Origin of the sequence: Pseudomonas sp. NPDC089758 (assembly GCF_044748705.1) — a bacterium.
Lineage (GTDB): Bacteria > Pseudomonadota > Gammaproteobacteria > Pseudomonadales > Pseudomonadaceae > Aquipseudomonas > Aquipseudomonas putida_X.
Window position 1 is genome coordinate 20,380 of the sequence record NZ_JBIVGN010000026.1, and the last position, 24,721, is coordinate 45,100.

Annotated in this window: 19 protein-coding genes; 11 read left to right on the forward strand and 8 right to left on the reverse strand. The window is 62.7% G+C overall.

Features of this window, described 5'->3' with window-relative positions:
• Positions 1-57: 57 nt before the first annotated feature.
• A complete protein-coding gene (locus ACIPZH_RS24720; RefSeq protein ID WP_241803101.1) occupies positions 58-414 on the reverse strand; it encodes a hypothetical protein in 357 nt (118 codons plus the stop codon).
• A 249-nt stretch (positions 415-663) separates the two neighbouring features.
• On the opposite strand from ACIPZH_RS24720, the gene ACIPZH_RS24725 reads away from it, so the two are divergent.
• Positions 664-5,529 carry an NAD-glutamate dehydrogenase gene (locus ACIPZH_RS24725; protein WP_400627027.1) on the forward strand — a complete coding sequence of 1,622 codons (4,866 nt, stop codon included), beginning with the start codon at positions 664-666 and terminating at the stop codon, positions 5,527-5,529.
• Between the two features lie 106 nt (positions 5,530-5,635).
• Here ACIPZH_RS24725 and ACIPZH_RS24730 read toward each other — a convergent pair whose 3' ends face one another.
• The gene (locus ACIPZH_RS24730) at positions 5,636-6,454 is read right to left on the reverse strand and encodes a pyruvate, water dikinase regulatory protein (protein ID WP_241803103.1); all 819 of its coding nucleotides are present in this window, start codon (positions 6,452-6,454) and stop codon (positions 5,636-5,638) included.
• Positions 6,455-6,629: 175 nt separating this feature from the next.
• Between ACIPZH_RS24730 and ppsA the strand changes: the two genes are divergently transcribed.
• From ppsA to ACIPZH_RS24770, 8 genes are all read left to right on the forward strand, one after another.
• Positions 6,630-9,005 (forward strand): phosphoenolpyruvate synthase, encoded by a 2,376-nt coding sequence (ppsA, locus tag ACIPZH_RS24735; RefSeq protein WP_400638190.1) that lies wholly within the window; start codon positions 6,630-6,632, stop codon positions 9,003-9,005.
• A 102-nt stretch (positions 9,006-9,107) separates the two neighbouring features.
• Positions 9,108-10,100, forward strand: a complete 993-nt coding sequence (locus tag ACIPZH_RS24740; protein ID WP_400638191.1) for an alpha/beta fold hydrolase — start codon at positions 9,108-9,110, stop codon at positions 10,098-10,100.
• Between the two features lie 139 nt (positions 10,101-10,239).
• On the forward strand, positions 10,240-10,731 hold the full coding sequence (gene rraA, locus ACIPZH_RS24745) for a ribonuclease E activity regulator RraA (protein ID WP_012313510.1): 492 nt from the start codon (positions 10,240-10,242) through the stop codon (positions 10,729-10,731).
• A gap of 27 nt (positions 10,732-10,758) precedes the next feature.
• On the forward strand, positions 10,759-11,754 hold the full coding sequence (locus tag ACIPZH_RS24750; RefSeq protein WP_400638192.1) for a zinc transporter ZntB: 996 nt from the start codon (positions 10,759-10,761) through the stop codon (positions 11,752-11,754).
• Positions 11,755-11,866: 112 nt separating this feature from the next.
• Positions 11,867-12,130, forward strand: a complete 264-nt coding sequence (locus ACIPZH_RS24755) for a hypothetical protein (protein WP_012313512.1) — start codon at positions 11,867-11,869, stop codon at positions 12,128-12,130.
• Between the two features lie 2 nt (positions 12,131-12,132).
• Positions 12,133-12,957 (forward strand): mechanosensitive ion channel family protein, encoded by an 825-nt coding sequence (locus tag ACIPZH_RS24760; protein WP_241803107.1) that lies wholly within the window; start codon positions 12,133-12,135, stop codon positions 12,955-12,957.
• Positions 12,958-13,070: 113 nt separating this feature from the next.
• On the forward strand, positions 13,071-13,637 hold the full coding sequence (gene sigX, locus ACIPZH_RS24765) for an RNA polymerase sigma factor SigX (protein WP_012313514.1): 567 nt from the start codon (positions 13,071-13,073) through the stop codon (positions 13,635-13,637).
• 110 nt (positions 13,638-13,747) lie between these two features.
• A complete protein-coding gene (locus ACIPZH_RS24770) occupies positions 13,748-14,785 on the forward strand; it encodes an OmpA family protein (RefSeq protein WP_241803108.1) in 1,038 nt (345 codons plus the stop codon).
• A gap of 98 nt (positions 14,786-14,883) precedes the next feature.
• Here ACIPZH_RS24770 and cobA read toward each other — a convergent pair whose 3' ends face one another.
• From cobA to ACIPZH_RS24795, 5 genes are all read right to left on the reverse strand, one after another.
• A complete protein-coding gene (gene cobA / locus ACIPZH_RS24775) occupies positions 14,884-15,624 on the reverse strand; it encodes a uroporphyrinogen-III C-methyltransferase (protein WP_400638193.1) in 741 nt (246 codons plus the stop codon).
• Positions 15,625-15,651: 27 nt separating this feature from the next.
• The gene (locus tag ACIPZH_RS24780) at positions 15,652-17,319 is read right to left on the reverse strand and encodes a protein kinase (RefSeq protein WP_400638195.1); all 1,668 of its coding nucleotides are present in this window, start codon (positions 17,317-17,319) and stop codon (positions 15,652-15,654) included.
• Positions 17,320-17,328: 9 nt separating this feature from the next.
• Positions 17,329-18,540: a NarK/NasA family nitrate transporter gene (locus ACIPZH_RS24785; RefSeq protein WP_241803111.1), complete on the reverse strand. Its 1,212-nt coding sequence runs from the start codon at positions 18,538-18,540 to the stop codon at positions 17,329-17,331.
• A gap of 164 nt (positions 18,541-18,704) precedes the next feature.
• Positions 18,705-19,280: an ANTAR domain-containing response regulator gene (locus ACIPZH_RS24790; protein ID WP_254467401.1), complete on the reverse strand. Its 576-nt coding sequence runs from the start codon at positions 19,278-19,280 to the stop codon at positions 18,705-18,707.
• 11 nt (positions 19,281-19,291) lie between these two features.
• On the reverse strand, positions 19,292-20,494 hold the full coding sequence (locus ACIPZH_RS24795; RefSeq protein WP_400638196.1) for a CmpA/NrtA family ABC transporter substrate-binding protein: 1,203 nt from the start codon (positions 20,492-20,494) through the stop codon (positions 19,292-19,294).
• Between the two features lie 127 nt (positions 20,495-20,621).
• Between ACIPZH_RS24795 and ACIPZH_RS24800 the strand changes: the two genes are divergently transcribed.
• Positions 20,622-21,647, forward strand: coding sequence for a quinone-dependent dihydroorotate dehydrogenase (locus ACIPZH_RS24800; RefSeq protein WP_241803113.1), 1,026 nt, complete (start codon positions 20,622-20,624; stop codon positions 21,645-21,647).
• A gap of 98 nt (positions 21,648-21,745) precedes the next feature.
• On the opposite strand, the gene rmf is transcribed toward ACIPZH_RS24800, so the two are convergent.
• A complete protein-coding gene (gene rmf, locus ACIPZH_RS24805; protein ID WP_003248687.1) occupies positions 21,746-21,961 on the reverse strand; it encodes a ribosome modulation factor in 216 nt (71 codons plus the stop codon).
• A 562-nt stretch (positions 21,962-22,523) separates the two neighbouring features.
• Between rmf and rlmKL the strand changes: the two genes are divergently transcribed.
• On the forward strand, positions 22,524-24,716 hold the full coding sequence (gene rlmKL, locus ACIPZH_RS24810; RefSeq protein WP_241803114.1) for a bifunctional 23S rRNA (guanine(2069)-N(7))-methyltransferase RlmK/23S rRNA (guanine(2445)-N(2))-methyltransferase RlmL: 2,193 nt from the start codon (positions 22,524-22,526) through the stop codon (positions 24,714-24,716).
• The last annotated feature ends 5 nt before the right edge of the window (positions 24,717-24,721 follow it).

A 24,721-nucleotide genomic window follows, 5' to 3' on the forward strand; every position in this document is an offset into this window, starting at 1 on the left:
TCTCAAGCGGGCTTGAATGCGCCGACACGCCCACCGGGCGGTCGACGCACCCGTCGTCTATCGAAGCTCGCTGACGAAGGTCCCTGTGCCATCCAGAATAGTGCGCAAGGTCAGCTCGACCTCTTCCAGGTCAGTCCCTGCGGACGTCAGCACGATCTCCAGGGTTTCGTCACCCTTCAACGCATCCCGATCCCCGGCCGCCACTTCGATCAGCAGGCGCTGGGCGCTCAAGGTCACTTTCAGGCCATCGAGGGTCGACGGTTCATCGTCCAGGGTCAGGTCCACGGTGTCCTCGTCCGGGTAGCGGGTGAGCAGGAACATCTGCCCTTTGTCGCTATGGCAGCACAAGGTCGCCATGTTGTCTTCCTCGTCATCGCAAGGGGTGGCGAACAGCAGGGCGGTGTGGATTTGCATGTGGGCGGCTCGGGTCAATGGAAACGAAAGTGAATTCTGACAGCCTTGGGGGTATCGATAAACGTAAAGTTTCCCCCCCTTGACCGAAATTGTCGCAGCGCTGCAAGCGGTGATGACCGATCAGTCGTTAAGCTTCCGCGAGCCCTGAACTTTACCGTCCGGCTTGCCACGGGTTGGCTATCGTTGATCCGTGATCGTCGGACGTACGCGACGCTTCAACTATTACAAAGCCCAAGCGGAGTACCACAGATGGCGTTCTTCACCGCAGCCAGCAAAGCCGACTTCCAGCACCAACTGCAAGCGGCCCTGGCGCAGCACATCAGCGAGCAGTCCCTGCCACAAGTGGCGCTGTTCGCCGAGCAGTTCTTCGGCATCATTTCCATGGACGAACTCACCCAGCGCAGGCTGTCGGACCTCGCCGGCTGTACCCTTTCCGCCTGGCGCATCATCGAGCGCTTCGACCCCGAGCATCCAGTGGTGCGGGTGTACAATCCCGATTACGAGCGCAATGGCTGGCAGTCGACCCACACCGTGGTCGAGGTGCTGCACCATGACCTGCCGTTCTTGGTGGATTCGGTGCGGACCGAGCTCAACCGCCGCGGCTACAGCATCCATACCCTGCAGACCACCGTGCTGAGCGTGCGTCGTGACGCCAAGGGCAACCTGCTCGAACTGCTGCCCAAGGGCACCCAGGGCGAGGGTGTGTGCCATGAGTCGCTGATGTACCTGGAGATCGACCGCTGCGCCAACGCTGCCGAATTGACGGTGCTCACCCGCGAAATCGAGCAGGTGCTGGCCGAGGTGCGGGTGGCGGTGGCCGATTTCGAACCGATGAAAGCCAAGCTGCAGGAAGTCATGGAACTGGTGGAGCGAACCGCTTTCGCGCCGGTTCACCATGAAAAGGATGAGGTCAAGGCCTTCCTCGAGTGGCTGTTGGACAACCACTTCACCTTCCTCGGTTATGAAGAATTCACCGTGCAGGCCGACAGCGCCGGCGGCCAGATGGTCTACGACGAGCAGTCGTTCCTAGGCTTGCCGCGCCGCCTGCGTGTGGGCCTGACGCCAGAAGAGCTGCGCATCGAAGACTACGCGGTGGCGTACCTGGCCGAACCGCTGCTGTTGTCGTTCGCCAAGGCCGCACTGCCCAGCCGCGTCCACCGCCCGGCCTACCCGGATTACGTCTCGATCCGCCAGCTGGACGCCGATGGCAAGGTGGTCAAGGAACACCGCTTCATGGGCCTTTACACCTCCTCGGTGTACGGCGAGAGCGTGCACGCCATTCCTTACATCCGGGTCAAGGTCGCCGAGGTCGAGCGCCGCTCCGGCTTCGACGCCAAGGCCCACCTGGGCAAGGAACTGGCGCAGGTGCTCGAAGTGCTGCCACGCGACGACCTGTTCCAGACCCCGATCGACGAGCTGTTCAGCACGGTCATGTCGATCGTGCAGATCCAGGAGCGCAACAAGATCCGTGTGTTCCTGCGCAAGGACCCGTACGGGCGCTTCTGCTATTGCCTGGCCTACGTGCCACGGGAAATCTATTCCACCGAAGTGCGGCAGAAGATCCAGCAGGTGCTGATGGAGCGCCTGAAGGCCAGCGACTGCGAGTTCTGGACGTTCTTCTCCGAATCGGTGCTGGCGCGCGTGCAGCTGATTTTGCGCGTCGACCCGAAGAACCGCATCGCCATCGACCCGCAGCAACTGGAAAACGAAGTGATCCAGGCCTGCCGCTCGTGGCATGACGATTACGCCGCGCTGGTGGTGGAGAACTTCGGTGAAGCCCAGGGCACCAACATCCTCGCCGATTTCCCCAAAGGCTTCCCGGCCGGCTACCGTGAGCGCTTCGCCGCCCATTCGGCGGTGGTCGACCTGCAACATGTGCTGGCACTGTCCGAAAGCAAGCCGCTGGCGATGAGCTTTTACCAGCCGCTGACGCGGCTGGGCGAACGCTTGCTGCATTGCAAGCTGTACCACGCGGACACGCCCTTGGCGTTGTCGGACGTGCTGCCGATTCTGGAAAACCTCGGCCTGCGCGTGCTGGGCGAGTTCCCCTACCGCTTGCGTCACGCCAGTGGTCGTGAGTACTGGATCCACGATTTCGCCTTCACGTACAGCGAAGGCTTGAGCCTGGACATCCAGCAACTCAACGACGTCCTGCAGGATGCGTTCATCCATATCGTCCAGGGCGATGCCGAGAATGACGCGTTCAACCGCCTGGTGCTCACCGCCGGCCTGCCATGGCGCGATGTGGCGCTGCTGCGCGCCTACGCCCGCTACCTCAAGCAGATCCGCCTGGGCTTCGACCTCGGCTACATCGCCAGCACCCTGAACAACCACACCGACATCGCCCGTGAGCTGACCCGGCTGTTCAAGACCCGCTTCTACCTGGCGCGCAAGCTCACGGCCGATGACCTGGACGACAAGCAGCAACGCCTGGAGCAAGCCATCCTCAGCGCCCTGGACGATGTCCAGGTGCTCAACGAGGACCGCATCCTGCGCCGCTACCTGGACCTGATCAAGGCCACCCTGCGCACCAACTTCTACCAGCCGGATGCCAACGGCCAGAGCAAGTCGTACTTCAGCTTCAAGTTCAACCCTAGGCTGATCCCCGAACTGCCCAAGCCGGTACCCAAGTTCGAGATATTCGTCTACTCGCCGCGGGTCGAGGGTGTGCACCTGCGCTTCGGCAACGTGGCACGCGGTGGCCTGCGCTGGTCGGACCGTGAAGAAGACTTCCGTACCGAGGTGCTTGGGCTGGTCAAGGCCCAGCAGGTCAAGAACTCGGTGATCGTGCCGGTCGGTGCCAAGGGCGGCTTCCTGCCACGGCGTTTGCCGCTGGGCGGCACGCGTGACGAAATCGCCGCCGAAGGCGTGGCCTGCTACCGCATTTTCATCTCGGGCCTGCTCGACATCACCGACAACCTCAAGGACGGCGGCGTGGTGCCGCCGGCCAACGTGGTGCGTCACGATGACGATGACCCGTACCTGGTGGTGGCGGCCGACAAGGGCACCGCAACCTTCTCCGACATCGCCAACGGCATCGCCATCGATTACGGCTTCTGGCTGGGCGATGCCTTCGCCTCGGGTGGCTCTGCCGGCTACGACCACAAGAAGATGGGCATTACCGCCCGTGGTGCCTGGGTGGGCGTGCAGCGCCACTTCCGCGAGCGCGGCATCAATGTGCAGCAGGACCCGATCACGGTGATCGGCGTCGGTGACATGGCCGGTGACGTGTTCGGCAACGGCCTGCTGATGTCCGACAAGCTGAAACTGGTCGCGGCGTTCAACCACCTGCACATCTTCATCGACCCGAACCCGGACCCGGCCAGCAGCTTCGCCGAGCGCCAGCGCCTGTTCGACCTGCCGCGTTCGGCCTGGACCGATTACGACACCAGCATCATGTCCGAAGGCGGCGGGATCTTCCCGCGCAGTGCCAAGAGCATCGCCATCACCGCGCAGATGAAGGAACGCTTCGCCATCGAGGCCGACCGCCTGACGCCGACCGAGCTGCTGCATGCATTGCTCAAGGCGCCGGTGGATCTGCTGTGGAACGGGGGTATCGGTACCTACGTCAAGGCCAGCAGCGAAAGCCACGCCGATGTTGGCGACAAGGCCAATGACGCGTTGCGGGTCAACGGCAATGAACTGCGCTGCAAGGTGGTGGGCGAGGGCGGCAACCTCGGCATGACCCAGCTTGGCCGTGTCGAGTTCGGCCTCAACGGCGGTGCCACCAATACCGACTTCATCGACAACGCCGGTGGCGTGGACTGCTCCGACCACGAGGTCAACATCAAGATCCTGCTCAACGAAGTGGTGCAGGGTGGCGACATGACCGAGAAGCAGCGCAACCAGCTGCTGGGCAGCATGACCGATGAAGTGGGTGCGCTGGTGCTGGGCAACAACTACAAGCAGACCCAGGCGCTTTCGTTGGCGGCGCGTCGCGCCCGCGAGCGGATCGCCGAGTACAAGCGCTTGATGGCCGACCTCGAGAGCCGTGGCAAGCTGGACCGTGCGATCGAGTTCCTGCCAACTGAGGAGCAGTTGGCCGAGCGCCTGGCGGCAGGCCAGGGCCTGACCCGTGCCGAACTTTCGGTGCTGATTTCCTACAGCAAGATCGACCTCAAGGAGCAGTTGCTCAAGTCGCTGGTGCCTGACGACGACTACCTGACCCGCGACATGGAAACCGCTTTCCCGCCGTCGCTGGTCAGCAAGTTCGCCGAAGCCATGCGCCGCCATCGCCTGAAGCGCGAGATCGTCAGCACCCAGATCGCCAATGACCTGGTCAACAACATGGGCATCACCTTCGTCCAGCGGCTGAAAGAGTCGACTGGCATGAGCCCGGCCAATGTCGCCGGGGCCTATGTGATCGTGCGTGACATCTTCCATCTGCCGCACTGGTTCCGCCAGATCGAGGCGCTGGACTACCAGGTGCCGGCAGAAATCCAGCTTACCCTGATGGACGAGCTGATGCGCCTGGGCCGCCGCGCGACCCGCTGGTTCCTGCGCAGCCGGCGCAACGAGCAGGATGCCGGGCGCGACACCGCGCACTTCGGGCCGAAAATCGCCCAGCTGGGGCTCAAGCTCGACGAGCTGCTGGAGGGGCCGACCCGCGAACGCTGGATGGTCCGCTACCAGAGCTTCGTCGATGCCGGCGTCCCGGAATTGCTCGCACGCATGGTGGCGGGTACCAGCCACCTGTACACGTTGCTGCCGATCATCGAGGCGGCAGACGTGACCGGCCACGAGCCGGCCCAGGTGGCCAAGGCGTTCTTCGCCGTGGGTAGTGCGCTGGACTTGACCTGGTACTTGCAGGAAATCAGCAACCTGCCGGTCGAGAACAACTGGCAGGCTCTGGCCCGCGAGGCGTTCCGCGACGATATCGACCTGCAGCAACGGGCCATCACCATCTCGGTGCTGCAGATGGCCGATGCCCCGCAAGACATGGATGCCCGGGTGGCGCTGTGGGCCGAGCAGCATCGGGTCATGGTCGAGCGCTGGCGCGCCATGCTCGACGACCTGCGCAATGCGACGGGTACCGACTATGCGATGTATGCGGTGGCCAACCGCGAGCTGGTCGACCTGGCAATGAGCGGGCAGGCGGTGGCGGTGCCGTCCTGATCGGTCAGCTGGTCAGCTGAAATGAAAAAGCCCCGGCAGTGATGCCGGGGCTTTTTTTGTCTGCGTTCCACCTGAGGAATGAGCGCGGCCCCGGTAGGGCCGGGCGTCATTTGAAGCGGCGCTCCACGCCTTTTTCCACCAGGATCTTCGCCGAAATCTCCTCTACCGAGAAATGCGTGGAGTTGATGTTGGGGATGTTCTCCCGCCGGAACAGGCTCTCGACCTCGCGGACCTCGAACTCGCACTGGGCAAAACTCGAATAACGGCTGTTGGGCTTGCGTTCGTGGCGGATGGCGGTGAGGCGGTCGGGGTCGATGGTCAGGCCGAACAACTTGTTGTGATGTTTTTTGAGCACCGCGGGCAATTGCAGGCGCTCCATGTCGTCTTCGGTGAGCGGGTAGTTGGCCGCACGAATGCCGAACTGCATTGCCATGTACAGGCAGGTCGGGGTCTTGCCGCAACGCGACACGCCGACCAGGATCAGGTCGGCCTTGTCGTAGTAATGGGTGCGCGCGCCGTCGTCGTTGTCGAGGGCAAAATTCACCGCCTCGATGCGCTCCATGTAGTTGGAATTGCCGCCAATGGAGTGGGACTTGCCTACGGAATACGACGAATGGGCAGTCAATTCCTGCTCGAGCGGGGATAAAAACGTCGAAAAAATGTCGATCATGAAGCCGTTCGACGTCGCCAGGATCTCACGGATGTCCTGATTGACGATAGTGTCGAAGATGATCGGGCGCATGCCGTCGCGCTCGGCGGCGGTATTGATTTGCTGCACCATCGTACGTGCCTTGTCGGGCGTATCGATGTACGGACGCGTGAATTTGTTGAACGGAATGCTATCGAATTGCGCAAGCAGGCTTTGGCCCAGGGTTTCGGCAGTGATGCCGGTGCCATCGGAGATGAAGAACGCGGTTCTTTTCATTTGCGATCTGGGCCTTAAGCTGATGACGTTTCTTGGATATGATAAGTTCGGTTTGCCGAATGCGGCTGTCGGCATTCTCACTTATTTTCCAGGTACAGGCCACAAGCGTCCGGCCCAGTCAAAAGGCAGGCGGGCGCCCTTGAGCTTTTCCAACACAGTTAGTGGAGAGATCACCTTGGTAGAGTACGTAGTTTCCCTCGATAAGCTCGGCGTCCATGATGTGGAGCATGTGGGGGGCAAGAACGCATCCCTGGGCGAGATGATCAGTAACCTTGCCGGTGCCGGCGTGTCGGTGCCGGGCGGCTTTGCCACTACGGCTCAGGCGTACCGTGATTTTCTCGAGCAAAGCGGGCTGAACGACCGCATTCACGCCGCGCTCGACGCGCTGGATGTCGATGACATCAATGCCCTGACCAAGACCGGCGCGCAGATTCGCCAGTGGGTCATGGAAGCCGAATTCCCGCCACGGCTGGATTCGGAAATCCGTACGGCCTTCGCCGAAATGGCCGACGGCAACGACAACATGGCCGTCGCCGTGCGTTCCTCGGCCACCGCCGAAGACCTGCCGGATGCCTCGTTTGCCGGCCAGCAGGAAACCTTCCTCAATATCCGTGGCGTCGATAACGTGATCCGCGCGGCCAAGGAAGTGTTCGCCTCGCTGTTCAACGACCGCGCCATCGCCTACCGCGTGCACCAGGGCTTCGATCACAAGCTGGTGGCGCTGTCGGCCGGTGTGCAGCGCATGGTCCGCTCCGAAACCGGCACCGCCGGCGTGATGTTCACCCTCGACACCGAGTCGGGTTTCCGCGATGTGGTGTTCATCACCGGTGCCTACGGCCTGGGCGAAACCGTGGTGCAGGGTGCGGTCAACCCGGACGAGTTCTACGTACACAAGAACACCCTGCAGGCCGGCCGCCCGGCCATCCTGCGCCGCAACCTGGGCAGCAAGGCGATCAAGATGATCTACGGCGACGAGGCCAAGGCCGGTCGTTCGGTCAAGACCGTCGAAGTCGACCGCGCCGAGCGTGCGCGCTTCTGCCTGACCGACGCCGAGGTCAGTGAGCTGGCCAAGCAGGCCATGATCATCGAGCAGCACTACCAGCGCCCGATGGATATCGAATGGGCCAAGGACGGTGACGACGGCAAGCTGTACATCGTGCAGGCCCGCCCTGAAACCGTGAAGAGCCGCGCCAGCGCCAACGTCATGGAACGTTACCTGCTCAAGGAAAAGGGCACCGTACTGGTCGAAGGTCGCGCCATCGGCCAGCGCATCGGCGCCGGCAAGGTCCGCGTGATCAAGGATGTGTCCGAGATGGACAAGGTGCAGCCGGGCGACGTGCTGGTCTCAGACATGACCGACCCGGACTGGGAACCGGTGATGAAACGCGCCAGCGCCATCGTCACCAACCGCGGTGGGCGTACCTGCCACGCGGCGATCATCGCCCGTGAGCTGGGTATTCCGGCAGTGGTAGGGTGTGGCAACGCCACCCAACTGCTCAAGGATGGCCAGGGCGTGACCGTGTCCTGCGCCGAGGGCGATACCGGCTTCATCTTTGAAGGTGAGCTGGGCTTCGACGTCAAGCAGAACTCGGTTGATGCCATGCCCGACCTGCCATTCAAGATCATGATGAACGTCGGTAACCCCGACCGCGCCTTCGATTTCGCCCAGCTGCCCAACGCCGGTGTCGGCCTGGCGCGCCTGGAATTCATCATCAACCGCATGATTGGCGTGCACCCCAAGGCGCTGCTGAATTACGCGGGCCTGCCGCCGGAGCTCAAAGAGAGCGTCGACAAACGCATCGCCGGCTACAACGACCCTGTCGGCTTCTACGTCGAAAAGCTGGTCGAGGGCATCAGCACCCTGGCGGCCGCCTTCTACCCGAAAAAGGTCATCGTGCGCCTGTCGGACTTCAAGTCCAACGAGTATGCCAACCTGATCGGCGGCAAACTGTACGAGCCGGAAGAAGAAAACCCGATGCTGGGCTTCCGCGGTGCGTCGCGCTACATCAGCGAGTCGTTCCGTGACTGCTTCGAGCTCGAATGCCGTGCACTGAAGCGCGTGCGTAACGAGATGGGCCTGACCAACGTCGAGATCATGGTGCCGTTCGTGCGTACCCTGGGCGAAGCCAGCCAAGTGGTCGACCTGTTGGCCGAAAACGGCCTGGCCCGCGGCGACAACGGCCTGCGCGTGATCATGATGTGCGAACTGCCGTCCAATGCCATCCTCGCCGAAGAGTTCCTGGAGTACTTCGACGGCTTCTCGATCGGCTCCAACGACCTGACCCAGCTGACCCTGGGCCTGGACCGCGACTCGGGGATCATCGCCCACCTGTTCGACGAGCGAAATCCTGCGGTGAAGAAGCTGTTGGCCAATGCCATCCAGGCGTGCAACAAGGCCGGCAAGTACATCGGCATTTGTGGGCAGGGCCCGTCGGACCACCCGGACCTCGCCAAGTGGCTGATGGAACAAGGCATCGAAAGCGTATCGCTGAACCCGGACTCGGTACTCGAGACCTGGTTCTTCCTGGCCGAAGGCCAGGGCGCGGTCTGATGCAGTAAATGCGGGGGCACCTCTGGTGTGCCCCTGCCTGGTTTTTTCCAGGGCGAGTTCCAGCGATGGACCCCGCCCTTTTTTGTGCACCAAGCAAACCTTATGCAAAGCAGCAGTGTTCTATTTCCCGTGGCCTTGCTCAGTGCCGAGCGCCGCGGCGACCTCAGTGAAGACGTCTACCGGATCAAGGCCGGCAACAGCCCTGATCCGAGCGTGGAGCTGGCCTTGACCCGCCTGGGGCTAGCGGACCAGGAGGGCGCCCAAGGCGTGCCGGTGATTCTCCTGCACGGCAGTTTCTCCAATCGGCGCTTCTGGTATTCGCCCAAGGGCATTGGCCTGGGGGCTTACCTGGTGCGTGCGGGGTTCGATGTGTGGATCCCTGAAATGCGCGGTCACGGGCTGTCGCCGCGCAACCACGATTGGCGGCACAACCGGGTCGCTGACTATGCCCGCTATGATTTGCCGCTGATCGCAGCCTTCGTTGAGGAGCAGTCCGGCACCGCACCTCACTGGATAGGCCATTCGCTTGGCGGTACCACCTTGGCGGCAGCGCTTGGCGGTGGTTTCCTGGATGCCAGGCAGGTCGCCAGTGCCGCGTTTTTTGGCACGCAGATCAGCCGGGTGTACTGGCCGTTGAAGGTGCCGCCCGTGGCCTGGGGCGCCAAGCTGCTGCTCAAGCGTTGGGGGCAGATTTCCGGGCCGCGATTCAAGCGCGGGCCTGAGGACGAACCGATTGGGCTGGCGCTGGAAAGCATGCGTTGGCATGGCCTGTTTGGCCGCTTCGGTGACAAGGACAGTGACTGGTGGGCGGGGCTCGCTGAGGTGGATGTGCCGGTGCTGGCAGTGGCTGGCGCGGGAGACTTCCAAGACCCGGTGTGGGCTTGTCGCAAGCTGTTCGATCAGTTGGGGGGTGAGCGCAAGCAGTTCCTCAGGCTTGGCCGCGAGGAAGGCTTCGAGGCGTTCGGGCATGTCGACATGCTGGTGAGCAAGGCGGCGCAGGTGCAGGTGTGGCCATTGGTGGAGCGCTGGTTGCGCCAGCCGTTGCTGCCGGTGCACGAGGCGACCGTGATTGCCGAGCCTGTGCCGGTAGGCTGATTTTCTGCTGGTTGTCGTGGCCCGTGCGGGCCACGGCAGGCGAAATACAGATGACCGAGCAGTCCCGGATGACTGCAACAGCCTCCCCGGTGTAGCCTTGGCAGACACCCGCTTTCGTTGTGACTGACAGGAGCTTCCCATGCAGCATTACGTAACGCCCGACCTGTGCGACGCCTACCCCGACCTGGTCCAGGTGCTGGAACCGATGTTCAGCAACTTCGGTGGCCGCGATTCATTCGGTGGCCAGATCGTTACCATCAAGTGCTTCGAGGACAACTCGCGGGTCAAGGAGCAGGTCGAGCTCGACGGCAAGGGCAAGGTTCTGGTGGTCGATGGCGGCGGTTCGCTGCGCTGCGCGTTGCTCGGTGACATGCTTGCCGAAAAGGCTGCCAAAAACGGCTGGGAAGGCCTGGTGATCTATGGCTGCGTGCGTGACGTCGATGTGCTGATCCAGACCAGCGTCGGTGTGCAGGCATTGGCCAGCCATCCGATGAAGACCGACAAGCGCGGCATCGGCGACCTCAATGTGGCCGTGACCTTCGCCGGCGTGACGTTCCGCCCTGGCGAGTATGTGTATGCCGACAACAATGGTGTGATCGTCTCGCCAAGCCCGCTGGAAATGCCGCAGTGATGCGCCGCACGCGCTGATGGAGCTTTGATGTTCGAGGAAGACAACGCGCAGTGGGGCTTGGTGCACGCCCTGGTGCTCGATGGTAAAGGCGGCGCGCGCTCGATCCCCCGGACCGAGCTGGACGACCTGCAATTACAGCCACAGCAAAGCCTGTGGCTGCACTGGGACCGCAGTCATCCCCAAACCCGTACCTGGCTGCTGCAAGAGAGCGGGCTGAGTGAGTTCGCCTGCGACCTGCTGCTGGAGGAAAACACCCGTCCGCGCCTGCTGCCGCTGGCCGATGAACAGCTGCTGCTGTTTTTGCGAGGGGTAAATCTCAACCCGGGCGCCGAGCCGGAGGACATGGTATCGGTGCGTATTTTTGCTCAGGCGCGGCGGGTGATTTCGTTGCGCTTGCGGCCTTTGCGTGCCAGTGACGAAATTCTCCGTTTGCTGGACGAGGGGAGGGGCCCAAAGTCGGCCTCCGAGCTGCTGCTGTTGATGGGCGAATTGCTCACCGAGAAAGTCCAGGGTTTGGTCAACGATCTGTCGGAGTTGGTCGATCTGGAAGAAGAGAAAGTCGAATCCGACGAACGGTACAGCCCTGAACATGGCAGCTTGCAACAGATTCGTCGTCGGGCCGCTGGCCTGCGGCGTTTTCTCGCCCCACAGCGGGAAATCTATGCCCAGCTGTCGCGCAGCCGGTGGAGTTGGTTCGCCGATGCGGACGCTGACTACTGGAACGAGCTGAACAACAGCCTGATCCGTTACCTCGAAGAGCTGGAGCTGGCCCGTGAGCGGGCCGCACTGCTACTGGAAAGCGAAGACCGGCGGCGCAGCGAGCGGATGAACCGAACCATGTACCGCTTGGGCATCATCACCTGCATTTTCCTGCCCATGAGCTTCGTCACCGGGTTGCTGGGGATCAATGTGGGCGGCATTCCGGGCGCGGAAAACCCCTATGGTTTCCTGCTTGCCTGTATCGTCGTGCTCGGCCTTGCGGTGGGGCAGTGGTGGCTGTTCAGACGGCTGCGGTGGGTTTGAATGCTTATTGGAATGTACCGGGCTTATCGCCGGCAAGCCGGCCCCGACATCGGCCGATGTGTGACCCATCGCCCGCCGCTCTCGTCTCTGACTGACATTGCGCGAGGTGCACATGCACGATCCGTTTGAACAATCCCTGCGTGACCTGCTCAACGCGTCGCCATCCGGTGAAGACCGGGACGACGCTGCGTGCCTGGGTCGCGTGCTGAAAACCGCCAACCGCCAGGTCGGCGCCGGTGACCTGTTCAGCCTGCTTGGCCGTTGGAGCCAGGCGCTGCTGATCGCCGTGAACAATGGCTCGGCGCATGTCGCGCCGGTGCGCCGCACTTCTGCCCGTAACGCTGCCGCTGGCAGCAAAGCTGATAAGGCCGATTGAATATGGAACTCGATCTCTGGACCCAGAGCCTGGTCACTGCCATGACCGCCCTATGGACCAAGGTGGCGAACTTCATCCCCAACCTGTTCGGCGCGCTGGTGGTGGTGCTGCTCGGTTTCGTGGTGGCCAAGCTGCTCGATACGCTGCTGTCCAAGCTGCTGGCCAAGTTCGGCCTGGATCGCCTGATGGCCGGCACCGGCCTGACCAAAATGCTCAGCCGTGGCGGCATTCAGGTGCCGATCTCGACCTTGATCGGCAAGATCGTCTACTGGTTCGTCTTGCTGATTTTCCTGGTTTCTGCCGCCGAATCCCTTGGCCTTGAGCGGGTGTCTGCCACCCTCGACATGCTCGCCCTGTACCTGCCCAAGGTGTTTGGCGCAGCGTTGGTACTGTTGGTTGGCGTGCTGCTGGCGCAAGTGGCCAATGGCCTGGTGCGTGGTGCTGCCGAAGGCATCGGCCTGGAATACTCCGCAGGCCTTGGGCGCATCACCCAAGGCCTGGTGATCATCATCAGCATCTCGGTGGCGATCAGCCAGCTTGAGGTCAAGACCGACCTGCTCAACCACGTGATCGTGATCGGGCTGATTACCGTTGGTCTGGCCGTTGCGCTTGCGATGGGGCTTGGCAGTCGCGAAATCGCTGGGCAGATTCTGGCCGGTATCTATGTGCGTGAGCTTTACCAGGTCGGCCAGCAGGTGCGAATTGGAGAGGTCGAGGGGCAGATCGAGGAGATCGGCACGGTCAAGACGACGTTGCTGACCGATGATGGCGAATTAGTGTCGCTGGCTAATCGAGTGTTGCTCGAGCAGCGCGTCAATAGCCGCTAATTGTCCAAAAGCTGTTAATGTATGCCGCCGCTGAAATCCGCCCACGTGGCCGAGCGGTGACATTGACCTGACTGTCGGCCAGATCCGTTTTGAATAAAGTTCATTCGCCGCCCATGCGTTACGACCCGCGCGAGCTCACCGACGAGGAGTTGGTGGCGCGTTCGCATGAGGAGCTGTACCACGTTACCCGCGCCTATGAAGAGCTCATGCGGCGCTACCAGCGGACCCTGTTCAACGTGTGCGCGCGTTATTTGGGGAACGACCGGGATGCTGACGATGTCTGTCAGGAGGTGATGCTCAAGGTGCTTTACGGTCTGAAGAACTTCGAGGGTAAATCCAAGTTCAAGACCTGGCTCTACAGCATTACCTATAACGAATGCATCACCCAGTACCGCAAGGAGCGCCGCAAACGTCGGTTGATGGATGCCCTGAGTCTTGACCCTGTTGAAGAGGCGTCTGAAGACAAGGCACCGAAACCCGAAGAAAAGGGCGGTCTGGACAAGTGGCTGGTGTATGTGAACCCGATCGACCGGGAAATTCTGGTGTTGCGCTTTGTTGCGGAACTGGAGTTTCAGGAGATCGCGGACATCATGCACATGGGCCTGAGCGCAACGAAAATGCGCTACAAGCGTGCGCTGGACAAGCTTAGAGAGAAATTTGCAGGTTTGGATGAAACTTAGCCCCTTGCGAATATCTCTAACGAATCGGCGAGTTCTGCTAGACTTGCCGTCGAGTTGTCCGCCGGATTTTGGTGGGACTGCTTAACTATCACCAGATGGGGATTTAACGGATGAAATTGAAAAACACCTTGGGCTTGGCCATTGGCTCGCTCGTAGCAGCTACTTCGTTCGGCGTTCTGGCTCAAGGCCAAGGCGCTGTCGAGATCGAAGGCAACGTCACCAAGCAGTACTACGACAGCGAGCGTAACTTCAAGAACGACGGCACCAATCCTGGTGTTCGCCTCGGTTACTTCCTGACCGATGACGTCTCCCTGGACCTGGGCTACAACGAGACTCACAACGCTCGTGGCGAAGTCTTCAACAAAGACATCAAAGGTTCCAAAGCCAAGCTCGACGCTACCTACCACTTCGGTACCGTTGGCGACGCTCTGCGTCCGTACGTTTCCGCTGGTTTCGCTCACGAGAGCCTGGGCCAGGCCACTCGTAGCGGCCGTGACCACTCCACCTTCGCCAACGTTGGCGCTGGCGCCAAGTGGTACATCACCGACATGTTCTTCGCCCGTGCTGGCGTTGAAGCCATGTACAACATCGACAACGGCAACACCGAGTGGGGCCCGACCGTTGGTGTGGGTCTGAACTTCGGTGGCAGCGGTGGCAAAGTTGCTCCGGCTCCTGCCCCAGTTGCTGAAGTCTGCTCCGACAGCGACAACGACGGCGTTTGCGACAACGTCGACAAGTGCCCAGACACCCCGGCCAACGTTACCGTTGACGCTGATGGCTGCCCGGCTGTTGCCGAAGTCGTTCGCGTTGAGCTGGACGTCAAGTTCGACTTCGACAAGTCGGTCGTCAAGCCTAACAGCTACGGCGACATCAAGAACCTGGCTGACTTCATGAAGCAGTACCCACAAACCACCACCGTGGTTGAAGGTCACACTGACTCCGTGGGCCCAGACGCTTACAACCAGAAGCTGTCCGAGCGTCGTGCCAACGCTGTTAAAGAAGTGCTGACCCAGCAGTACGGTGTTGAGTCGACTCGCGTTGACTCGGTTGGCTACGGCGAAACCCGTCCGGTTGCCGACAACGCCACCGAAGAAGGCCGTGCTATCAACCGTCGCGTTGAAGCTCAGGTAGAAGCCCAAGCCAAGTAATTGGTTGAAGCTTCAATGAAAAACCCGGCCTCGGCCGGGTTTTTCTTTATCTGCAATGTGTAGTTTCCAGGCAAGCCTTCAGGCCTGAAAACACCGCATCACCCGGCTGCCGCCATCCACGGGTGGGCCATCACGTTCCCTGCTACCTCGCCAATCACCAGGATTGCCGGGCTACGCAAGTTGAATGCTCTCGCAGCCTCCAGCATACCCCGCAGGTCGCTGCGCCACTCGCGCTGCTCGGGCAGTGACGCGTTCTCGATCATCGCGACCGGCATCCCCGGCGCCATGCCGCCGTCCAGCAAGCCCTGGCGGATCTGCTCCAGCCGCGCAACGCCCATGTACACCACCAGGGTCGTGCCACCCTGTGCCAGCGCTGCCCAGTTCAGCTCGCTGTCATCCTGTGTGTGTGCGGTCACCAGCGTCACCCCACGGCTAATCCCGCGAGCGGTTAGCGAGATGCCGCACTGGGTCGCGCCGGCCAGGCCAGCAGTGATGCCGTTGACCACTTCGACCTCGATGCCATGCCCTTGCAGCCACGAAGCCTCCTCGCCGCCACGGCCAAAAATGCACGGGTCGCCGCCTTTGAGCCGCACGACGCAGCGACCTTGGCGCGCATGGCGCAGCATCAGGCGCTGAATGAACGCCTGGGGTGTGGAGCGGCAGCCCCCCCGTTTGCCCACGGCGATCACCCGTGCCTGTGGGCAGTGTTCCAGCACGGCCGGGTTGACCAGGTCGTCGATCATCACCACATGCGCCTGTTGCAGCGCCCGCACCGCTTTGAGGGTGAGCAGTTCGGGGTCACCGGGGCCGGCACCGACCAGCCAGACTTTTGCATTCATCAGGGTTTCCTCATCGGCAAGGCGTGCTCAGCCCTTGAACAGGCTGAACAGCAATATCAGGTTGAGCAACAGCGACAGTAGGGCCAGGGTGCGCCAGACCTTCAGTGGCTCGCGTTCCAGCAATGGGCGTGGATGGCTGTGCAGCGTCTGGCGGTCACCACGTTCGAGCAGCAGTAACCACTGTTCGGCGGTTTCGAAGCGCTGCGCCGGGTCCGTGGCCACGGCTTGTTGCAGGTTGTGCTGCAGCCACTCTGGCAAGTCGGGGCGATAGCGCGCCGCATTGACCGGTTGGCCAAAGCGTGGGCGCTGGAAGGCTTCGACCTCCCCATAGGGGTAATGCCCGGTCAGCAGGTGGTAGAGCGTCACTCCCGCGGCATAAAGGTCTTGGCGCGGGCTCGGCGGCTGGCCTTCGAAGGCTTCCGGGGCGATGTAGGAGGGCGTGCCGGGTAGTTCGTGGCATGGGTCTTCGGACAGCCCCGGGCAGTACGCCAGGCCGAAGTCCAGCAGGCGCAGTTGGCCGTCTGTGCCCAGGTGCAGGTTATCGGGCTTGATGTCACGGTGCAGCAGGTTGCGCCGGTGCAGCACGCCGACGGCCTGCAGTAACTGGCGGGCCACTTCCAGCCACTGGGCCAGCGGCAACGGGCCCTGCTCGGCCAGTTGTGCGGCGAGGGTTCGACCGCTGTGCTCGCGCATCACGTAGTACAGGTGCTGGCGCTGGCTGGCGGCGTGCAGTTCGGGGAAATGGCGGCCGGCTACGCGGCGCAGGAACCATTCCTCGAGCAACAGCGCCTGTGCAGCGCCCGGCTCCTGTTCGCGTTCGGCAGGCAGGGTTTTCAGTAGCCACGGCTGGCCTTGGCCGTCGCGCACGCGGTACAACAGCGATTGGCGACTGTGCGCCAGCCGCGCCTCGACCTGCCAGCCATCGATTACCTGGCCTTCGCGCAGTTCGCGGGGCAACGGCCATTGCTGCAGTTGGACCAAGGTGTCGCCAAGGTTGGCCGTGCCCACTTGTTCGATCCGTACCAGCAGGGCACTGGCATTGTCCTGGCTGCCATGGTGATGGGCGCTGGCGACCAGTGTATCTGCAGCCAGTTGCAAGTCGGGTTGCTCGCGCAGCACGGCCTGGATGTGCTGGTCACCCAGGCTGGCCCACACGCCGTCACTGACCAACAGGTAGCATTCGCCTGGCTGCAGTTCACCGTCCAGGTAATCCACCAGCAGGTGTTGGTCCAGGCCCAGCGCGCGTTTGAGCACATGCTGCATGCCGGGTTGGTCCCACACATGATCTTCACTCAGGCACTGCAGGTGGCCGTGGTGCCAGCGATAGGCGCGGCAATCGCCGACGTGTGCCAAGGTGAAGCGGCGCCCGCGCAGCACCAGCGCACTGAGCGTGGTCAGTAACGGCTGGCTGCCCTGAGCGCGCAGCCAGCGGTTCTGCGCCGACAGCAGGCGGTCCAGTGCCTGCGCCACGCTCCAGGTTGCGGGGGTGGCGTAGTAATCCATGGCCAGGGCCTGCAGGCTGGCCCGGGCCGCAAGGCCTCCGTCAGCACAGTGGCTGACGCCGTCGGCAAGGGCGAACAGGTAGCCCTTGCTGGCGGCAAGCTCGGGCGCCGGGGTTACCAGGCGCAAGGCGTCCTGGTTTTCCTCGCGCGGGCCGGTGGCGCTGGCCTGGGCGAAACTCAGTTGCAGGCTCATCGGTTCGCCTCAGACCCGCGCCGCAGTGACCGCGGCAGAGCCCCAGGTGGTGCGCCAGCGCTGCTTGACCCCGTGCAGCCCGAACCAGGCCAGCAGGCCCAGGCTAGCGAACAGCCACAGGCCCATCTGGTAGTCACCGGTGTGCTGCTTGATGGTGCCGAGCCCGGCCGCCAGCAGGAAGCCGCCGATGCCGCCAGCCATGCCGATCAGCCCGGTCATCACACCGATCTCCTGGCGGAAGCGTTGCGGGACCAACTGGAACACCGCGCCGTTGCCCGCGCCCAAGCCAAGCATGGCACTGACGAACAACGCCAGGGCCGCGGTGGCGCTGGGCAGGTTGAAGCCCACGGCAGCAATGCAGATGGCGGCCACGCTGTACATGCCAAGCAGGGTGCGGATGCCCCCGAAACGGTCAGCCAGGGCGCCGCCCAGCGGGCGCATCAGGCTGCCGGCGAACACGCAGGCGGCGGTGTAGTAGCCCGCGGTGATCGGGCTGAGGCCATACTGGTCGCTGAAATAGCCGGGCAGGGCGCTGGCCAGGCCGATGAAGCCGCCGAAGGTGACGCTGTAGAAGAACATGAACCACCAGCTGTCGCGATCACCCAGCGCCTTGAGGTAGTCGGCCATGGCCTTTGGCTTGGGCCGTTGTGGTGCATTGCGCGCGAGCAGGGCGAACACCACCACCGTTAGCAGCAGCGGGATCACGGCGAAACCGAACACATTGTTCCAGCCAAAGCCTGCAGCCAGCACCGGGGCCAGCAACGCGGCGAAGACGGTGCCGGAGTTGCCTGCGCCAGCGATGCCCATCGCCTTGCCCTGATGCTGCGGCGGATACCATTGCGAGGCCAGCGGCAGCGACACAGCGAACGAGGCGCCGGCAACACCGAGGAACACGCCGAGCAGCAGGGCTTGTTCGAAGCTGTGCACGCCCAGGTACCAGGCGCAGGCCAGGGCGACAATAACGATGACCTGGCCGATCAGCCCGGCGGTTTTTGGTGAGAGGCGGTCGACCAGCAGGCCCATGACAAAGCGCAGCACGGCACCGGCGAGAATGGGTGTCGCGACCATCAGGCCCCGCTGTTGTGCACTCAGTTGCAGGTCGGCGGCGATCTGTACGGCCAGCGGGCCGAGCAGGTACCACACCATGAAGCTCAGGTCGAAATACAGGAACGCAGCGAACAGCGTGGGCACATGCCCGGATTTCCAGAAGCTGGTACTCATCGAACACCTCACTCGGCAATGCAACGGAAACGAAAAGACGCCGCTACCCGGCCCACTGGCGTGGAGGGGTGAGCGACGTCTTTGTCGGGGTTTGTAGGCAACCGCCGTTGGCTACCGGTGCGATATCTTCAGCAAGAGCTGGGCCAACATTGTACGGCCGCTGCCTAGCCCAGCATCTCGTGCATGGCGATGATCTGCTCAGCCACCTGGATCAGCTTCTGCTGGCGGCTCATGGCCTGGCGGCGCATCAGGGTGTACGCCTGTTCTTCATTGCAGTCTTTCATTTTCATCAACAGGCCCTTGGCCTGCTCGATGCGCTTGCGCTCGGCCAGTTGCTGGTCGCGGGCCTGCAGCTGGGCCTTGAGCGCCTGGTCGCTCTCGAAGCGGGCCATGGCTACATCCAGGATGGGCTGCAAGCGGGCGGCGTGAATACCCTCGACGATGTACGCGCTGACCCCGGCCTGGATCGCCTGGCGCATCACCCCGGGGTCATGCTCGTCGGTGAACAGCACAATTGGCCGTGGCTGGTCGCGGCTGACCATCACCACCTGTTCCATCACATCGCGGTCGGGTGAATCGGTATCGATCAATACCACGTCCGGGCGCACCATTTCGACGCAGGCCGGCAGGTCGATGGTTAAGTCTGGCGCCTCGATCACCTCGAAGCCGGCCTCGCGCAGTGCAGCCTTGAGTCGGCCGAGCTTGTTCTGGGTATCGTCGATCAGCAGGATGCGCAGCATGGCGGTGCCCCTCAAAGGCCGATACGGGCATCGGGCGTATCGCCCAAGGCGTGCAGGCTGAAGCTGCGGGCGTAACCGTAGGGGTCGCTGCCATCCCAACCGATGCCGTCGATCAGCACGCTGCTGCGCATCGGCGTGCCAGGGCAAGCCACGCCGAGCGCATCGGCGGCCTGCTGGTAAAGCGCCAGCTGCTGGACCTGGCGCGCTACGCCGAGGTAGTCGGGATCATCGCGCAGCAGCCCCCAGCGACGGAACTGGGTCATGAACCACATGCCATCGGACAGGTAAGGCACATTGGCCCGCCCCTGATCGAACAGGCGCAGGGCATGCGGGTCCTGCCAGTGGTTGCCTAGGCCGTCCTGATACACCCCGAGCAGGCGCGGTTCGACGTTTTCAAGGGGCGTATCCAGGTAGGCGCTGCTACTGAGCAGCTGCGCGGTGCCGTGGCGATTTTCCTGGTTTTGTTCAATGAAGCGGCTGGCGGCGAGGACCGCTTTGATCAGCGCCCGGGCGCTGTTGGGGTATTGCTCGGCGAAGGTGCGTTCGCAGGCCAGGACCTTTTCCGGGTGGTCGGCCCAGATCGACTGGCTGGTGGCCAAGGTAAAACCCTGGCCCTGCGCCACGGCGGCGCCGGCCCAGGGTTCGCCGACGCAGAAGCCATCGATACGGCCAGCCTGGATGTGCGCCATCATCTGCGCCGGTGGCACCACCACGCTGTTGACGTCGTGCAGGGGGTGAATACCTTGGCTTGCCAGCCAGTAATACAGCCACATGGCATGGGTGCCAGTGGGGAATGTCTGGGCGAAGGTCAGCTTTGCACCCTGCTGGTGCACTTGGCGTGCCAGTGCATCAGGTGTGGTCACGCCCTTGCGTTGAAGTGCGGGGGACAGGTTGATGGCCTGGGCATTCTGGTTCAGGCCCATGAGCACCGCCATGTCCCTGGCCGGTACCCCGCCGATGCCCAGGTGCACGGCGTAGACCAGGCCATAGAGGCAATGCGCGGCATCCAGTTCACCGCTGGCCAGTTTGTCGCGCAGGCCTGCCCATGAGCCCTGACGTTTGAGGTTCAGGGTCAGGCCGTGTTGCTGGGCGAAGCCCTGGGTGGCTGCGACCACCACCGACGCACAATCGGTCAACGCCATGAAGCCGATGTCGAGGCTGGTTTTTTCGGGTGCGTCGCTGCCGTTGACCCATGCCAGGGGTGATGTATTCACGTAGATCCTCGCCTGTACTGAATAGGCTGTGTGCAGGCGATGTAGCAACGCATGTGCCAAGGCGCTGTCATGCCGGCCGCGCGCTGGCTATAATCGCACCCTCACTTACCCCGAGCCTTGCCCGCCCATGTATACCCTGGCCCGCCAGCTGCTGTTCAAGCTTTCCCCGGAAACCTCCCATGACCTGTCCCTGGACCTGATCGGCGCCGGTGGCCGCCTCGGGCTCAACGGCGCGCTGTGCAAGCAGCCGGCGGCATTGCCGGTGTCGGTAATGGGCTTGAACTTCGCCAACCCGGTTGGGCTGGCGGCAGGCCTGGACAAGAATGGCGCGGCCATCGATGGCTTTGCCCAGCTGGGCTTCGGTTTTGTCGAGATCGGCACCGTGACCCCGCGAGCGCAGCCGGGCAATCCGAAGCCGCGTTTGTTCCGCCTGCCAGAGGCAACGGCAATCATCAACCGCATGGGCTTCAACAACCTGGGCGTCGATCACCTGCTCGAGCGGGTGCGCGCCGCGCGTTACAGCGGCGTGCTGGGCATCAACATCGGCAAGAACTTCGACACCCCGGTTGAGCGCGCGGTCGACGATTACCTGATCTGCCTGAACAAGGTCTATGGCCACGCCAGCTACGTAACGGTGAACATCAGCTCGCCCAATACCCCAGGCCTTCGCAGCCTGCAGTTCGGTGATTCGCTCAAGCAACTGCTCGATGCCCTGGCCGAGCGCCGTGAACAGCTGGCTGGCGAGCATGGCAAGCGTGTACCGCTGGCGATAAAGATCGCGCCGGACATGAGTGATGAAGAAACTGCGCTGGTGGCAGCAACGCTGATGGAATCGGGCATGGATGCGGTGATCGCCACCAACACCACCATGGGCCGTGAAGGCGTTGAAAACCTGCCGTATGGCGGGGAGGCGGGCGGCCTTTCCGGTGCACCGGTGCTGGAAAAGAGCACCCATATCGTCAAGGTCTTGTCGGCCGAGCTCAACGGCAAGATGCCGATCATCGCTGCCGGTGGTATCACCGAAGGCCGTCACGCCGCAGAGAAGATCGCCGCTGGCGCGAGCCTGGTGCAGATCTACTCAGGCTTCATCTATAAAGGGCCGGCGCTGATCCGCGAAGCGGTGGATGCGATCGCTGCGATGCCGCGGGCATGATCACGCAGGCATAAAAAAGGGCCCCATCAAGGGGCCCCTGGGCCTTAGCCCGCCGCCCGGATGGGGCGTGCATGGTGACTCGAATTCAGTGTCCTCGTTCAGCCAACGGCGTGATTTTCGTTGAGTCTATGGATGCCAGCGGTGCCAGTCATTCCGTCCCAGTTATCACCGCGACCTTCACGCCAGCCGTTGATCCAGGCTTGGCGAACAGAAGGAAGATTGAAGGGGCAAAGTTCGCGGGATTTGCCGGTGACCCCGTATTGGTAGCCACGTGAATATGCTCTTTCCAACGGATCACGCTTAAGTCTTCTCATAGGGTGTTGCCCTCACTTGTTGACTGTAATGTCCCGTCGGCCTCTCCGAGGCCGGGCAGAGTCTTTCTGCCGGTTTGCGCCCGCTGCCGGCGTGGCGGGCTGAAAGTGCCGCCTCGTTGCGAAGCGGCCTGAGACCAGTTCTAACGAATGCGAGTGACCGAGGGAATGATCGATTTGTCATAAGGACGTAACGTTTCCAAGGGTGAGGGGATAAGTAAATAAATGCGACTCAACCTTGTTTGACGTTGAGCCCGCTATGATCGGGGTTTGCTGAACCTTGACGTCATTTCGCCAGCGTTGCGCTGCGATGAAAGAAATATCTGGTAATGCGACGAAGGGTCACATCATCCCTGAAATCGGTAGAAATTTTATGCACTGCCTGATGATCTAAGCTCTCTCTGCCACTGGCGAGAGTGGATCGATCAGGCGGCCCGGCCCATCAGCTGCAGCATGTCGCGCAGCCAAAGGCCACTCGGACGCTTGCTGGAAGGGCGTTCGGGCAAACATCGGCGGGGCGATGCGTCACCTCGTCAATCAAATAGCCCAAGGCTCTGGAATACACATGTCGGACCGTTTCGAACTTTATCTCACCTGCCCCAAAGGCCTGGAAGGCCTGCTTGCCGAAGAGGCCAAGGCCCTGGGCCTTGACGATGTGCGCGAGCACACTTCGGCCATCCGCGGCGCGGCCGACATGGAAACCGCCTACCGCCTGTGCCTCTGGTCGCGCCTTGCCAACCGCGTGCTGTTGGTGCTCAAGCGCTTCAACATGAAAAACGCCGACGACCTCTACGACGGTGTGAACGCTGTCGACTGGGCCGATCACCTGGCGGCCGACGGTACCCTGGCGGTCGAATTCAGTGGCCATGGCTCGGGCATCGACAACACCCACTTCGGCGCTCTGAAGGTCAAGGACGCCATCGTCGACAAGCTGCGCAACCGTGAAGGCTTGCGCCCGTCGGTGGAGAAGGTCGACCCGGACGTGCGTGTACACCTGCGCCTGGACCGTGGCGAGGCAATTCTTTCGCTCGACCTCTCCGGCCACAGCCTGCACCAGCGCGGATATCGTCTGCAGCAGGGTGCTGCGCCACTCAAGGAAAACCTGGCAGCGGCAGTGCTCATCCGTGCCGGGTGGCCACGAATCGCCGCCGAGGGTGGCGCTCTGGCCGACCCGATGTGCGGTGTAGGTACCTTCCTGGTCGAGGCGGCCATGATCGCCGCCGATATGGCACCCAACCTCAAGCGCGAGCGCTGGGGCTTCAGCGCCTGGCTTGGCCATGTGCCAGCCACCTGGCGCAAGGTTCACGAAGAGGCGCAGGCCCGTGCACAGGCTGGGCTGGCCAAGCCGCCGCTGTGGATTCGCGGCTACGAGGCAGACCCACGGCTGATCCAGCCGGGGCGCAACAACGTCGAGCGCGCAGGCCTGAGCGACTGGGTCAAGATCTACCAAGGGGAAGTCGCCAGCTTCGAGCCGCGCCCTGATCAGAACCAGAAGGGCCTGGTCATCAGTAACCCGCCCTATGGCGAGCGTCTGGGTGACGAGGCCAGCTTGCTGTATCTCTACCAGAACCTCGGCGAGCGCTTGCGCCAGGCGTGCATGGGCTGGGAAGCGGCGGTGTTCACCGGTGCGCCGGAGTTGGGCAAGCGCATGGGCATCCGCAGCCACAAGCAATATGCGTTCTGGAACGGCGCGCTGCCGTGCAAACTGCTGCTTTTCAAGGTGCAGCCTGATCAGTTCGTCACCGGCGAGCGTCGCGAGGCCCAGGCCGAGAGCGGCGATACCCGCCGACCGCTGCCGGTAGCCAATGAGCCTGCACGCCTGTCCGAAGGCGCTCAGATGTTCGCCAACCGCCTGCAGAAGAACCTCAAGCAACTGGGCAAGTGGGCGCGCAAGGAGCAGATCGACTGCTACCGCGTGTACGATGCCGATATGCCTGAATATGCCTTGGCGGTCGACCTCTATCAGGATTGGGTACACGTGCAGGAGTACGCCGCGCCACGCTCGATCGACCCGGAAAAGGCCCAGGCGCGCCTGCTCGATGCCTTGTCGGCGATCCCCCAGGCGCTGGGCGTCGACCCGCAGCATGTGGTGCTCAAGCGCCGTGAGCGGCAGAGCGGCACCCGCCAGTATGAGCGCCAGGCCACCGAAGGGCGCTTCCATGAGGTCAGTGAAGGTGGCGTCAAGCTGCTGGTCAACCTCACCGACTACCTCGACACGGGCCTGTTCCTCGACCACCGCCCGATGCGCATGCGCATCCAGCGTGAGGCCGCCGGCAAGCGCTTCCTGAACCTGTTCTGCTACACCGCGACGGCCAGCGTACATGCTGCCAAGGGCGGTGCGCGCAGTACCACCAGCGTCGACCTGTCCAAGACCTACCTGGACTGGGCGCGGCGCAACCTGTCGCTGAACGGTTTCTCCGAGCGCAACCGCTTGGAGCAGGGTGATGTCATGGCGTGGCTGGAAGCCAATCGCGACACCTACGACCTGGTCTTCATCGACCCGCCAACCTTCTCCAACTCCAAACGCATGGAAGGTGTGTTCGACGTGCAGCGTGACCACGTGCAACTGCTCGACCTGGCCATGGCGCGCCTGGCCCCCGGCGGTGTGCTGTATTTCTCCAACAACTTCCGCAAGTTCCAGCTCGATGAGCACCTGGCTGCGCGGTACGTGGTGGAGGAAATCACGGCGCAGACACTGGACCCGGATTTTGCCCGTAACAATCGCATCCACCGCGCCTGGCGCCTGCAACTGCGCTAATGCGA

Excerpts from the sequence above, each read along its gene's own strand:
- ACIPZH_RS24720 (WP_241803101.1), bottom strand. The coding sequence starts at position 414 with ATGCAAATCCACACCGCCCTGCTGTTCGCCACCCCTTGCGATGACGAG.
- ACIPZH_RS24725 (WP_400627027.1), top strand. The coding sequence starts at position 664 with ATGGCGTTCTTCACCGCAGCCAGCAAAGCCGACTTCCAGCACCAACTG.
- ACIPZH_RS24730 (WP_241803103.1), bottom strand. The coding sequence starts at position 6,454 with ATGAAAAGAACCGCGTTCTTCATCTCCGATGGCACCGGCATCACTGCC.
- ACIPZH_RS24740 (WP_400638191.1), top strand. The coding sequence starts at position 9,108 with ATGCAAAGCAGCAGTGTTCTATTTCCCGTGGCCTTGCTCAGTGCCGAG.
- rraA (WP_012313510.1), top strand. The coding sequence starts at position 10,240 with ATGCAGCATTACGTAACGCCCGACCTGTGCGACGCCTACCCCGACCTG.
- ACIPZH_RS24750 (WP_400638192.1), top strand. The coding sequence starts at position 10,759 with ATGTTCGAGGAAGACAACGCGCAGTGGGGCTTGGTGCACGCCCTGGTG.
- ACIPZH_RS24755 (WP_012313512.1), top strand. The coding sequence starts at position 11,867 with ATGCACGATCCGTTTGAACAATCCCTGCGTGACCTGCTCAACGCGTCG.
- ACIPZH_RS24760 (WP_241803107.1), top strand. The coding sequence starts at position 12,133 with ATGGAACTCGATCTCTGGACCCAGAGCCTGGTCACTGCCATGACCGCC.
- sigX (WP_012313514.1), top strand. The coding sequence starts at position 13,071 with ATGCGTTACGACCCGCGCGAGCTCACCGACGAGGAGTTGGTGGCGCGT.
- ACIPZH_RS24770 (WP_241803108.1), top strand. The coding sequence starts at position 13,748 with ATGAAATTGAAAAACACCTTGGGCTTGGCCATTGGCTCGCTCGTAGCA.
- cobA (WP_400638193.1), bottom strand. The coding sequence starts at position 15,624 with ATGAATGCAAAAGTCTGGCTGGTCGGTGCCGGCCCCGGTGACCCCGAA.
- ACIPZH_RS24780 (WP_400638195.1), bottom strand. The coding sequence starts at position 17,319 with ATGAGCCTGCAACTGAGTTTCGCCCAGGCCAGCGCCACCGGCCCGCGC.
- ACIPZH_RS24785 (WP_241803111.1), bottom strand. The coding sequence starts at position 18,540 with ATGAGTACCAGCTTCTGGAAATCCGGGCATGTGCCCACGCTGTTCGCT.
- ACIPZH_RS24790 (WP_254467401.1), bottom strand. The coding sequence starts at position 19,280 with ATGCTGCGCATCCTGCTGATCGACGATACCCAGAACAAGCTCGGCCGA.
- ACIPZH_RS24800 (WP_241803113.1), top strand. The coding sequence starts at position 20,622 with ATGTATACCCTGGCCCGCCAGCTGCTGTTCAAGCTTTCCCCGGAAACC.
- rmf (WP_003248687.1), bottom strand. The coding sequence starts at position 21,961 with ATGAGAAGACTTAAGCGTGATCCGTTGGAAAGAGCATATTCACGTGGC.
- rlmKL (WP_241803114.1), top strand. The coding sequence starts at position 22,524 with ATGTCGGACCGTTTCGAACTTTATCTCACCTGCCCCAAAGGCCTGGAA.